This is a genomic window from Enterobacter sp. MGH85 (genome assembly GCF_001037655.1).
GTDB classification, from domain to species: Bacteria; Pseudomonadota; Gammaproteobacteria; order Enterobacterales; family Enterobacteriaceae; genus Enterobacter; species Enterobacter intestinihominis.
In genome coordinates this window covers 3,265,493-3,278,472 of record NZ_KQ089925.1, presented here as the reverse complement: position 1 = coordinate 3,278,472, position 12,980 = coordinate 3,265,493, and the positions used below count along the sequence as shown (strand labels likewise).

At 52.5% G+C, this 12,980-nt stretch carries 11 protein-coding genes; 4 read left to right on the top strand and 7 right to left on the bottom strand.

The genetic code is table 11. From position 1 onward, the window contains the following. Position 1: 1 nt before the first annotated feature. Positions 2–931: a LysR family transcriptional regulator gene (locus SK51_RS15410; protein ID WP_032676234.1), complete on the bottom strand. Its 930-nt coding sequence runs from the start codon at positions 929–931 to the stop codon at positions 2–4. 129 nt (positions 932–1,060) lie between these two features. On the opposite strand from SK51_RS15410, the gene SK51_RS15405 reads away from it, so the two are divergent. Next, the gene (locus SK51_RS15405) at positions 1,061–2,449 is read left to right on the top strand and encodes an MFS transporter (RefSeq protein ID WP_032676233.1); all 1,389 of its coding nucleotides are present in this window, start codon (positions 1,061–1,063) and stop codon (positions 2,447–2,449) included. Here the strand turns inward: SK51_RS15405 and SK51_RS15400 are convergent. From SK51_RS15400 to SK51_RS15375, 6 genes are all read right to left on the bottom strand, one after another. Continuing rightward, complete coding sequence (locus tag SK51_RS15400; RefSeq protein ID WP_023300131.1) at positions 2,428–2,985, bottom strand: OmpH family outer membrane protein; 558 nt, start codon at positions 2,983–2,985, stop codon at positions 2,428–2,430. The genes SK51_RS15405 and SK51_RS15400 overlap by 22 nt on opposite strands. A 120-nt stretch (positions 2,986–3,105) precedes the next feature. Further along, the gene (locus SK51_RS15395; protein ID WP_048206792.1) at positions 3,106–4,242 is read right to left on the bottom strand and encodes a type 1 fimbrial protein; all 1,137 of its coding nucleotides are present in this window, start codon (positions 4,240–4,242) and stop codon (positions 3,106–3,108) included. A gap of 23 nt (positions 4,243–4,265) precedes the next feature. Beyond that, on the bottom strand, positions 4,266–4,844 hold the full coding sequence (locus SK51_RS15390) for a fimbrial protein (protein ID WP_022648146.1): 579 nt from the start codon (positions 4,842–4,844) through the stop codon (positions 4,266–4,268). Then, on the bottom strand, positions 4,844–7,426 hold the full coding sequence (locus SK51_RS15385; RefSeq protein ID WP_023306216.1) for a fimbria/pilus outer membrane usher protein: 2,583 nt from the start codon (positions 7,424–7,426) through the stop codon (positions 4,844–4,846). The genes SK51_RS15390 and SK51_RS15385 overlap by 1 nt, the downstream gene beginning before the upstream one ends. Before the next feature lie 38 nt (positions 7,427–7,464). Next, positions 7,465–8,148: a fimbria/pilus periplasmic chaperone gene (locus SK51_RS15380; RefSeq protein ID WP_022648148.1), complete on the bottom strand. Its 684-nt coding sequence runs from the start codon at positions 8,146–8,148 to the stop codon at positions 7,465–7,467. 44 nt (positions 8,149–8,192) lie between these two features. Then, a complete protein-coding gene (locus SK51_RS15375; RefSeq protein WP_022648149.1) occupies positions 8,193–8,720 on the bottom strand; it encodes a fimbrial protein in 528 nt (175 codons plus the stop codon). Positions 8,721–9,087: 367 nt separating this feature from the next. Here SK51_RS15375 and SK51_RS15370 point away from each other — a divergent pair, with 367 nt between their 5' ends. The 3 genes from SK51_RS15370 to SK51_RS15360 are packed head-to-tail and all read left to right on the top strand — an operon-like array spanning position 9,088 to position 12,976. Further along, positions 9,088–9,699: a fimbrial protein gene (locus SK51_RS15370; protein WP_022648150.1), complete on the top strand. Its 612-nt coding sequence runs from the start codon at positions 9,088–9,090 to the stop codon at positions 9,697–9,699. Between the two features lie 59 nt (positions 9,700–9,758). Further along, the gene (locus tag SK51_RS15365; RefSeq protein WP_032676230.1) at positions 9,759–10,427 is read left to right on the top strand and encodes a fimbrial biogenesis chaperone; all 669 of its coding nucleotides are present in this window, start codon (positions 9,759–9,761) and stop codon (positions 10,425–10,427) included. A gap of 44 nt (positions 10,428–10,471) precedes the next feature. After that, on the top strand, positions 10,472–12,976 hold the full coding sequence (locus SK51_RS15360; RefSeq protein ID WP_226876789.1) for a fimbria/pilus outer membrane usher protein: 2,505 nt from the start codon (positions 10,472–10,474) through the stop codon (positions 12,974–12,976). Positions 12,977–12,980: the final 4 nt, after the last annotated feature.

Here is a 12,980-nt window from a genome sequence, read left to right as displayed (position 1 = left end):
GCTATACAAACCCCTTAATCATGTCTGACCTCTTCACTCTGCATATCGCAAGAATTTGCTCTCTCAGCCAGCGGTGCGCGGGATCGCGTTCCATTCTTGGGTGCCACATCTGTGATACCGTAATTTGACGGCTTTTGAACGGCAGCTCGAAAACGTGTACCTGGTCCGTTACCTGCTGATTGAGTAAATAGAGCGCGGGTATCATGGCGATAAGATCCGATGCCACCGCCACGGACAGCGCCGTCGGAAATCCCGGTACGACGCTCGCGATTTTACGTTTTGTTCCGAGTTCGGCCAGCGCATCGTCAACGGATCCGTGCAGTGCACCCTCGGGTGACGCTACCACATGGCCCCAGGCGACATAATCCTTCACCCCTATTTCTGCCTGCTTAGCCAGCGGATGCCCCTTACGCACGACGCCCACAAACCGATCCTCAAACAGTAGTTGAAGCCGTATTTCAGGCCCCATATTACTCTGGACGCCAATCTCCAGATCAACCAGCCCTTCCCGAAGATAGCGCGACGTTTTTTCCGGCTTAGGCGCAAAGCGTATACAGACGTCCGGCGCGGCGTCGGCCACAGCCGCTATAAGCGCAGGCCCAAACGCCACCACAAAACCATCGTTTGCCCTGATGGTAAAAAGTCGCGCCAGACTTCGCGCGCTGAACGTATCAGTTGAGGGCTGTAATACTGCCCTGGCCTCGTGCACTGCACGCCTGGCACGGTCCCGGGTCGCTTCGGCCCACGGGGTCAGTACCATGTTACGTCCGGCGCGCACCAGAATCGGATCGCCAGTGACGTCGCGTAACCTGCTTAATGTCCGGCTCATTGCCGAGGTGCTGAGGTTCAGACGACGTGCCGCGCCTGCCACGCTCGCTTCGCTCAGCAATATGTCGAGTGCTATCAGCAAATTAAAATCGGGTTCGGACATCTCCTTCCTCCCTGTAGATTCAGATAAGGCGTTTCATGCAACGATAAAGTGTAAATGGTGCGCCTTCCGCCCTGCAAAAGCCATCTTTATAGTTTTGTCATCCACACACTCTTCTCTAAGGACAACAAGATGATGCTTTTTTCCAGCCAACCCGGCGACGATGGACTGCCTGGCCCGACGCGCGCACGGGTGATGGCCGCGATAATGACCACCACGTTAATGGGCGTGTTTGATGGCACCATGATCAACATTGCCCTGCCCTCCATGGCTCAGGAGATGCAGGTGCCAGCCAGTTATGCCGTCTGGTTCGCCAACGGGTATCTGCTGGCGGCTGCAATGACGCTGGCGATATTCGCGGCGCTTGCGGCCCGCCTGGGTTATCGCCCAGTATTTCTGGCAGGCCTGACGACCTTTACCCTGACATCGCTGGGTTGCGCGCTGGCGAAAACGCCCGAAGTGCTTATCGGTATGCGCGTGCTTCAGGGGATCGGCGGCGCAGCGACGCTGAGTATTGCTCCCGCGATACTGCGGTCCGTATTTCCCGGACGATTGCTTGGCCGCATTCTGGGTTTGCACGCCCTGCTCATCGCCTCCAGCTCCGCTATCGGCCCGGTATTGGGCGGTACGATCCTTCACACCCTGAGCTGGCAATGGCTTTTTGCGATAAACGTTCTTCCCGGCACCCTCGCCTTGCTGCTGGCGGTCAAAGCGCTGCCGCGGGATGCGGTTCGAAAGCAAGCGCCCTTTGACTCCCTGGGCGCCATATTGTCGGCGCTGCTATTGGGTTCGACGATCGTGGCGGCGAACAGCCTCCATGATGCTACTTATCACACAGGTAGTCTTTGCTGGACGGTTCTCGCTGCGCTGAGCGGCATGGCTTTTATCTGGCAGATCCGCCGCACGGATAACCCCTTACTGCCGCCAGCCATATTCAAAAATGAACGTTTTACCCTCGCGGCCCTAACGTCGATGATTGCTTTTGTCAGCCAGGGTATCACCTTTATTGCGCTACCCTTCCTGTTTCAGAGCGAATACGGCTACAGTCCGGTGATTTCTGCCCTGCTATTTACGCCGTGGCCGCTCGGGATCGTGCTGATTGCGCCGCATGCAGGCCGGTGGGCGGACACGATTTCCTCCCCGGTGATTTCAACTCTGGGGCTGATGATTTTTGTCGTCGGTTTGATTCTGCTGGCAACGTTACCCGCCAGCCCTTCGATGTGGGATATCTGCCTGCGAAACCTGGTTTGCGGGATGGGATTTGGCTGCTTTCAGAGTCCCAATAACCGGGAAATGCTCTCAAACGTTAGTCGTGACTATGCGAGCTATGCATCCGGTGTGTTATCCATTATGCGCACGTTCGGGCAGTGTCTGGGGGCCGCCGCTGTGGGCGTACTGCTGGCGACAAATGAGAGAGCTATTCATGCTGCACTGTGGATCGCTGCGGCGGCTTCTGCGGTAGCGGTCATCGTCAGCGCGAGCCGGCTGGGTAAAATCACTCATCCTGCGGAAACAGGTTGAGCGAGCAAAAGCTCCCGGGTCGCATCTTCAAAATTAGGGCGCGGCCCGTACACCACTTTTACATGCTGTAATTCATTAATAATTTCATTACTGATGTCGTGACCATAATCCACTGTAGAGGCGCTATCTTTATTGAAAACGACCGAATAGTGATGATCTATTCTGTATTTTTCAACGGTATCAGATATGACTCGCTGGCTTATATGCCGCAGGCGACCCTGCTCTGCCCGCAGTTGCGTGTTTTTACTCATATCATCGATCGCTTTCATTTCACGGCGCAAGGGTTCTGGCAGAGCGTAATATTTTTTCTCAACTTCAAGCGCGGATTTTTTAGCTAATGCGAGAAGTATTTCGTTCTGCTTTTTTTCCTGTGCCAGTAACGGTGATTCACGCAGGATCCGCTTGTAAGAAATACATGCAACCCCTTTTTGTCCGGCGTGAGGCTTAAGGTGACCGTTAAAAGAATATAATCCTACAAGACACACAAAAATTAACAGAATGAATGAAAAGCGTGGCTCAGACCGTTTAGTAATCATTGTCAGTTCCACCGAATAAATAGGGTCGCAGAGGAAATGTACACGACAGAAACACATAACGGTAGCGCAGAGGTGTACAAAAATAAACCGCAGCGCTACCCCCTGTCATGATCAAAGGTATCAATTATATTTAAGGGTGATTGTCCCGGTGGCATTTGCTTGCCCTGGCGTGACAACGTCACTGGTTTTGTAATACCACGCTTTGAAACGTAAGGTTTCAGACTCTCCGGCCCCGCCTGCATTTGCCGGATCGCTATAGGTTGTTGCGGAGCCGATATCAGCAATCGCGGTACCATCGGCAGCCAGCCCACTGCCTTGTGATGCGGCTTTTACACGACTGGAATTAAAAGCTTGCACCTCCTGACCAATGGCCCAGTAGGTAAAACTGCGTAGCGCCGGTTGATAGGCTGATATCACGACCCCCACACCGGTCGCCGTCGTACCCGATTCAGACTGGTCTAAGGCAATCACTGAGCCATTATCATTGTCGCCCTCGGCAAGCGGCCCGTTGATGGTCATGGTCACGTTGGTGCCTGGCTGACAGCTCAGACCAACATCCTGTTCGGGTCCTTCCACCATCTTAAAATTATCAAACGCAGAGGTATCCACATCGCCCATATTAAACAGCAGGGAAGAAACGGATGCTGAGCATCCCATCGCATAGACTTCTATCTGCGTATTTGACAAATAGACTTCTGACGCATTATCACCGTTATCCGAACTGCTTTGCCCTTCACGAAATTCCACCGTCGCCAGTTTGCCGCTCTCGAGGGCCAGATTACCGCTCGGGATTGTACCCCCCGTCGCAATCAACTGCACACGATAGGCCGAGCCCGCCAGCGTATGGCTGCTCTCGCCATCGCCGGACTGCCATGAGTTATCAACCGCACGTTCATAATCATACGGACCGGCCTGGTTAAGCGTGTAGGTCTTAATGCCGATACCCGGTATCGTGGTCGGGTAGATATTATCTCCCACCGGCGACGCCGACGCTAAATGAGTCGGGTTATAATGAAATCCTACGTAATAATCCCTGCTACAGTTTTTAATCGTGACATCCCCATCCGTCCCGCTGATATATCCAGAATCGTATAACACTTCGCCAAAGGTATAATTTTTCGCACTGACCAACAGTTTCGAGGGTAATGGGATCGTCGTGACGGTAACATCATCGCCGTTATCCCGGTTACAGGCTGCATGACTTAATAGTGGGACTGTCCCCAGCAATAACACCAGATAATATAAATATTTTGACATGAAATTAGTCTGCTCACTTAAGCTCAGTTATAAACAACATTCAATGTAATCGCACTGCTGAATGCACCCGGTGTTGGGGTCCCATGTGGGGTATACATTCGGGCAGTAAAAGTCATCGCGCCGGTTTGGTTTTCGAGCGCAACCGGGTAGCTCACGCCGTTGGCCAGCGCGACACCGCTGATGGGATGTTCGTGGTCACGGATAAACAACTGAAGGCCGACATCGGTCGCGCCGCCTGCATCTGCCGCCACCTGATTGGCGTAAATGACAGAGGCATAAGCCGGATCTTCAGCGTAAGGTGCGCCTGTAAAGGTAACCGTTGCCTGGCTTAACCCTGCGGTGCAGCTGTCAAACGCGATGGTCACTGGCACATTTCCTGTGTTCCCCCCCGCTACGGCAAAGTCTTTCCAGTAATATTTCCCGAGGTCGACTGCCTCCGGTTTGGTGACGTTACATGAGCCATCAATAATGTTTCCGGTGACATGGAACTCAATATCATTGCGATCGGTGTACGCCATTGCCGGCGACACGCTCAGCATGAATACCATTCCCGGGCCGATGAGCGATTTAAGGCCGGAACGGAGAATAATGAAGCGTGACATTAATTTGCTCCCGATACGGGATGGCAAACCCCGTTGATGAATAAAATATCGGCCTCTGTTTTAGCGCCGGCAAGTGTGTAATCAACGGCGCACTGCTTGTTCGCCGTCTCCCCCCACTTAACAATTAACCGCCCTTTCCCGGCGAGCCCGACGAGATACACTTCCCCGCCGTCGCCAACAATACTGCTGCGCGTGTCATCCGACTCGCCGCTGGTTTGTGTTACTACTGCGCCAAACGGCACCGGTTTACCGTTGTAGGTCAGCGTCATCATCGCCTTTTGTCCAATCCAGGTGTTGTACTTCACGCGTACTACCGCCCCTTTGGTCGGCACCACGGTTTTGGCGATGTTATCAATGGCCGCGGAAGTATCGCTGGCATCCACTGTGTTGAGTGAGATCGAATTGCTGTGATACGGACGAACGTACGGCACAATGGCGTTACCGAAATAATCGGTATGAACGTTCGTCTGCCCGTTGATCGGCATACCGGAAACCCCCGGCGTTTCAACCAGCGCTACGCTATCGTTAAGCTGACGCGCCAGGGTGATACCGTCGCGATGCAGCACCATGCCCCCGCGCAGGCTGTAATTCACTCGTCGGCTGTAATCGTCGTAGCTATAGCCTGCGGACATATCGGCATAAGTACTTTGATAACCCACAGTGACATTGCCGTTAGTAGCTTCAGAATCGGCGTTATAGCCTTCTGAAACCTGCCAGTTCAGCTGGTTTTCCTGCATCGCGGTACCGGAAATTCCGATGTTGTGCGTGGTATCGCCGTTTTTACTACTGTTCATCGAATAGTTAGCCGAAACAGACCGGGCCGCTTCACTGTGGCTGAAGGCGCTGAACGGTACGCTCAGGTTAAGCGAGAAGACGTTATCGTCGTCGTAGTTATCGGAATCGTTATTGTAACCGCCATTGACGTTTTTAGAGTGGGCATAGTTCAGCGAGTACGACACCGGTCCAAGCGTGCTGCTGAAGCCCAGGTTCATGGAGTCCGCATGTTCACTGTTCCAGTAAGAGGCGTCGTACATGCTCAGTGACAGGGTGCCGAAAGGCAACGTCTGTGAGATTGTCACATCAAAACGGTTTCGCTCGCGGCCATTATCAATAGTGCTATTGCCCGGATCCCAGTCATTGAGGAAGTCCTGAAACGAAAGATAACCCCGGGTTGAAAATTTATAACCGGCGACGGCAATATCGGTGTTGGTCTGCTGAAGCGTCTTACTGTAGCGCACGCGATACGACTGGCCGCTATGGTGTTCCTGTTGTCGCATGTTGTCCGGCTGCGGGATATCCGCCCACGACTGGGAAATATCAAATGAGAGCGCTCCGGCGCTGCCCATATTAAAACCGGTTCCGGCAATCAAGTTGGAATAATTGTCTTCCGCCTGAATATAGCCGCCGTAAAGCGTGATCCCTTTTCCGACGCCCCAGGCCGCTGATCCCTGAATAAAGTTAAAATCCTCTGCACGTGAACCCGACCCGTCCTGATGGGTTTTGCCCGCCACCAGGCCATACTGCACCTGACCTTCACGTTGCAATACCGGCAGCGTGGCGTAAGGCACAATAAAGCTACTTTGCGTACCGTCGGACTCTTTGATCACCACCTGCAGATCGCCGGAGCTGCCGGTCGGATACATATCGCTGAATTCAAACGGCCCCGGCGGCACGGTAGCCTTATAAATGCTGTGACCGTTCTGGTATACCGTCACTTCGGCATTGCTGCGGGCTATACCGCGTATTACAGGGGCGAAGCCTTGCATGCTGTCCGGCTTCATATCGTTATCCGAGTACATCTGCACCCCGGTGAAACCTACGCTATCAAAAATGCCGCCGCGCGTGGTTCCTTGTCCCAGTACCAGCTGGCTTTTAAGAGATTTAATATCCCGTGAGGCGTAGGTATACACGGAATCCCAGTCATTTTCGGATTCGGAATGGGTATAGGTGGAATAGTTGCGAAAGCGCCAGGCGCCTACGTTCAGCCCCGGTTGCAGGCTAAGAAACTGATTACTGCTGTCGGTGCCGTTGCGTTGATGCAGATCCTGTTGACCTGAGACGCTGTAATTAAGTAAACCCGCCGTGATCCCTTCATCCCAGCGCTCCGGTGAAACATAACCCCTTGCGGTGTTAAATAAAGCAACCTGCGGCAGGATCAGGTCGAAACGCTGCTGCGCCAGATCGATTTTTTCGTCCGCGCCGGGGATGGTAAACAGATCCACACATTCGCTGGCTTTTTCCTGTTCGCCAAAATAGTTATCGACACGAACGTTCCAGGCTTTCAGCTGAGTGACGTTTAAGCATGCCCCTGTGCGGTCTGACGTAGGGGCACTTTTCAACCGTCGAAAAGAGAGGGTTTTACTGTCTACCAGATTGCCGTTGATAAAAATGTCGACGTTATAGTCCCCGGGCGGCACCTCATCTTTGGCAAACAGACTGAGATCCATTGCTGGCACTTCTGCGCTGTCTGTTTCCAAAAGATGAGGGTTGAAATGTTCCTGCGCACGTGCGCTGAAAGAACTAAAGACAACACTGAGCCCGAGCCCTAAAGAAAGGACGTAGGTTTGTTTCACTTTTTCCATTGTAACCCTGTATCCGTGCGGGAGACTTACGGTGTCGATTAATATGAGGTGACTTTGTCCGGGCCTTTCACGCCATAATCATTAATAAGCGACCAGGTTACTTTGCCGTGAGGTGACATAACACCTTCAGAAATACTCAACGTGGAGAATGGCGCGACAAAATACTGTCCGCTTAACGCCTGGTGATTAATTTCAATTCGTGAGAAGTTCATATAAAAAGGTGTCGGGTTATTGACCTGTAAACCCTTCGCGGTCAGGTTCCACTTAAGCTTTTCCGCACTGGATTCTGGCGTCTGCCCCTGTAATGCTGCCGGACGGTAGATCAGCTTAATCTTTGAGTTGATGGCAATTTGCATCGTATTTTTACCTTCACTACCGTCGGTAGCGGGGATCCCTTTCACGTTCAGCCATAACAGCGATTCACGATCTTCCGGAACAGGTAAACCTGAACGCACAATACGAATTGACGCTTTTTTCCCGGCTTCCAGACGGAATAGCGGTGGCGTAATAATCATATTTTCTTTTTTTAACGGGCTGCCTTTAGCCGGGCTAATCCACGACTGTACCAGGTTAGTAACCTTGTCAGAGTTTTCAACGGACAAAGAGGCGGCCTGGCGGGAGCCGTCAAAAATAACCCGCGTACTCCCGGTAACAATACTGGCGGACGCGTTCAGGCTGGCGGCGCTGGCCACGCAAAAAATAACAGCGGCGATGGGTTTCATAATGCACTCACAAACTAAAAAGGAGGGTTTCCCCTCCTGCGGAATCAGTTATAACGGACGTTGTAGGTAATAACAGCGTTAACATCGCCGGCAACGGCCTGCCCGGTGGCAATCATCTGCGCGGTATAGGTTTGACTCGCTGTGCCATCGGTGAAAGTAATAGGATCGTTATCTGCATTATTTTTGACGATGGTACCATTTGAGCCGCCCTGCTTGAGCTGAACGGCCACGTTGGTTGCCGCACCCAGCGTAGCAGTGTTTGCAAAATAGGATGGATCGGCTGCAACAGCATCAACAGGGCCTGAGAAGACAATATTTGCAGTCGTGCTGGTTGGGCAGTTATTCAGGTCGAACACAAACTGTTTTGGCGCGCCAAGGTCGCCTTTTGTAGCGAGGTCGGTTGCCGCCGTTGAGCCCAGATCAACGGTCGCATTTGCCGTGCCGCCATCAACGGCAATATCACAACCCTGATCGAGCACCGTTCCATTAAATGTGATAGTGTTAGAAGCCGTCGCCGCGCTCGCGCCACAGAAAGTCAGAATAAGCGTCGCACCAATTTTAGTCAGTTTCATTCGTTGATATCCCAATAGAAATAATAAATATCTTCATTTTTATTCCTGCCAGGACGAGACAATAACAAAGTAGCTCCACTGAGCTCACAATGAATAATGCACCGTTTGTGACAAGGCAAATATAAACCCTCAGGCAGGAATTAGATTCGCAACATCAATAAACGACATCAGCAAACCCGAAGTAAGGTTACAAGAAAGTTACGGAGTTTCGTAAAATAAAGTAATTTAATTTTAGACAACCTTTTGTTATGGCCTGGATTGGCATTTTGTTAGCATTCGCGCTGTTTTTTCTGAGCAATAACGCCACCGGCAGTGTGGCTAGCAGCATATCCAGACTGACATATTTGAGCGAATGAGAACAATAGGCATGATCAACAAAAAAAACATGATCGCATTAACCCTTTGTGGCCTGATGATGGCAAGTGGCAGTGCGCTGGCGGGCCTTCCTTCTGGTGACAGCGACAATAATATTAATACCAACCCAGAGAACGATGCGGGGACTCAGGGCACGGGCGGCGTAGTCCATTTTACCGGTAAGATTACCGATGCATCCTGTAATATCACCACCGACTCAGCAGGGCAAACCGTTGAATTAGGCACCTGGGCTGCAAGCTACTTTGCCACCCAAAAAGAGACCACGCGCACGCCTTTCCAGATCTCAGTTGAAGGTTGCCCGGATTCCGTTAAAACCGTTGCCGTGTTGTTTGATGGTAACAAAGATGCGAATGATAATACCCTGCTGGGTTTAAATTCCTCCGTGGACAGCGATGGTAATACTGCGACTGGCGTTGCCGTTAAACTCTATGAAAGCGACCGTAACACGCAGATTAAAATTGGTGATATTTCTCAGAGTATCGACCTTGCCGAAGGGGAAGATTCAAAAACACTCAATTTCTACGCCAATTATAATGCCACCACCGATGTCGTCAGCACCGGAGAAGCCGACGCAGATGCCAATTTCCTGATGGTTTATAACTGATCGACTGATGATAAGCAGAGCTTTCTCTGCTTATCTTTTTCCTCTACGGGGATCTGAAAATGAAGAAACTCACCGCGGCCCTGTTCTTTTATTCGCTCGGCATGAGTCTGTCAGCACACGCGGGGGTTGTGATGGGCGGTACGCGTGTTGTTTACCTTGAGCGGCAAAGAGAAGTGGCATTTTCCATTACCAATATGGAAAAAGAAACCCCTTATCTTATTCAGTCGTGGATTGAAAATATTGACAGTAAGAATAAAACCGCTCCGCCCTTTATCGTGACGCCTACGTTATTTCGTTTAGATGCGGAACAGAAAAACTCGCTGCGCATCAATTATCTTGGAACGCCATTACCCACCGACCGGGAATCTGTTTTTTGGCTTAACATCAAAAATATTGCCCCGAGCAAAAAAGCAAACAGCAACAAATTGCAGATTAACGTGAAGTCAAAATTCAAGTTATTTTTCCGTCCCGCAGGGTTGAAAGGCAATGCCGAACTTGCCTACAAAAAATTAAAATTTACCTGTCGTAATAATACGCTTAGCGCACACAACCCCTCGCCCTGGTTTGTATCGTTTTACAAGGTCAGCGTTGGGAACACCGACGTTGAAATGCCGGGAATGATTGACCCCTTCTCCGATCGTCAATGGCACATTCCCTGCTCGGGGACCATTCACTGGCAGGCAATCAACGATTACGGCGGGCTGACGAGAGTCGCCACGCAATCCTGACGCTGTGACAACACGCCTTTGGCGAATGTAGCCAACGACCGCACATGCATTCTCTCGGCCCACGCAATTTACCCCGCATTTATACGCTCGCGATGCTTGCGGGTGCGGTCACGTCTGGCATTCATGTGCGCCGGGCACAGGCCGATGAGTACTTCGATCCTCAGGCGCTGGAGATCACAGCAGATCAGCAGCAGGCTAGCGACTTAAGCTATTTTTCCCGACAAGGCGGTCAGCAGCCGGGACGTTATCGTGTCGCGGTTGTTGTTAACCAGACGCAGCGGGATGAGCGCGAAATTGCATTCGTTGATACCGGGGGAACGCTCTCACCAGTCCTCAACCAGGCGTACCTCAAGAGACTTGGGGTAAACATCGCGGCCTTCTCTTCGTTCGATGCGCTGCATGACGAGGAGACATTTACGGACATCGGCAAATATATTCCCGATGCGTCGACGCATTTTGACTTCACCCATCATCGGCTGGTTTTCAGCATTCCGCAGGCAGCCATGTTGCAAAAAAGTGCCGATTATATTCCTCCCGAACAGTGGGACGACGGCATCCCCGCTGCTTTTGTCGATTACAATCTTACGGGCTCGACAACCAACATCGACAATATTCATGACAACAGCAGCTATCTGAGCCTGCGATCCGGTATCAACCTGGGGGCGTGGCGTTTACGCAATTACGCCACGTTTGAATATGGTAATACCCATCACTGGCAGTCTCAGGGAACATCCCTCCAGCGGGCCATTACGCCGCTGAAGAGCGCGTTAACAATAGGGAATGCCTACACGTCTGGCGAGGTTTTTGACAGTTTTCAGTTTACGGGGCTTCAGCTTGCCTCGGATGAGAATATGCTGCCGGACAGCCAGCGCGGTTTCGCGCCCACGATCCGCGGGGTCGCTCACAGCAATGCCCGCGTCAGCGTTCGCCAGCACGGTTACACCATCTATGAAACCTATGTTGCGCCTGGCGCATTTGTCATTAGCGATCTCTTCCCCACTTCGCAAAGCGGCGATCTTGAGATCACGGTCCATGAAAGTGATGGCAGCGAACGCACGTTCACCCAACCCTACTCCTCGGTGGCCTTTATGCTACGGGAGAAACGACTGAAATTCAGCGCCAGCGCCGGACGGTATAACAGCCCTGACGCCGAGGGCGACACCCCGCCGTTTGTTCAGGCCTCCGCCTTTTACGGATTGTCTTCAAGCCTGACGCTGTACGGCGGAGCGGAGCTTTCCGGCCACTATCAGGCTCTCGCGCTGGGATTAGGTAAAGATTTTGGCCGGTTTGGGGCACTGGGTGTGGACACCGTTGCGGCGAAAGCACACCTCAGTGATGACAGGCTGGCCCTCGGGCAGCAAATACGCGCTCAGTACCAAAAAAATCTCGCTGAAACGAACACGTCGCTCACCCTTTCGACCAGCCATTACACGACGCATGACTTTTACAGTTTCAGTGAAGCAAATGATGACAGCGATCCAGACCAGCACATGCATAACCGGCGTAACCGCACACAGTTCAGTTTGACGCAGGATCTCGGTGCGCTGGGCAATATCAGCGCATCCTTTTACCGTCAGGATTACTGGAACGCCTCGGCGGTCGATCAAACCGTCCATCTTGGCTATTACGCTAACTACAAAGGGGTGTCGTTGAGTGTTGGGTATTATCTCACCCGCTCAAGCGCTGATGATAGCGACAACGAACGGGCGATAAACCTTAGCATCAGCGTCCCACTCAGCCGCTGGCTACCCGGCGCAACAACCAGCTACAGCCTCAACAATAACCTTGATGGCCATACTACCCGGCAGGTTTCGCTGTATGGTACGGCGCTGGCCCACGATCGCCTGAACTATAACCTCCAGCAGGGCTTCGACAACCAGGCCAAAACCGCGAACAGCAACCTTGCGCTGGCTTATCACGGCGGTTATGGCAGCGCCAGTCTCGGGTACAGCCACGATCGCTATAGCAACCGCGTGAACTACGGCGCGGCAGGCGGCATTGTGGCAACACAGTATGGGGTGACGTTGAGCCAAAGCCTTGGGGATACCCTGGCGCTGATCCGCGCTGACGAGGCGTCGGACGTTCAGGTTGAAGGGGCGACCAATGTTCACACCGACTCCCGAGGTTATGCCGTGATGCCAACCTTATCGGCGTATCACAAAAACACCATTTCGCTGGATACCGAAACGCTGGCAGAAAATGTCGATCTGGACCAGAACAGCAGAACGATTGTGCCGACCAGCGGCGCGGTCGTCCTGGCGAATTACCATACCCACGTGGGCATCAGAACGCTCATCACCCTTACGGCACACGGGCGCCCGCTTCCATTTGGCGCCAGCGCGTATGTCTCGAACGGGACGTCTGCGAAATCAAGCGTCGGCATCATTGGCGAAGCAGGACAGGTCTATCTCAGCGGCGTGCCGCTACGCGGGACCTTGCATGCCAGCTGGCGGCAGAAAGGCCAGGATATGCGCTGTAGCGCCCCATTACGCCTTCCGGATACCGCTGGCCGCACTCCGGTCACGCTTCTGAAGCTTCAGTGCCAATAACTTA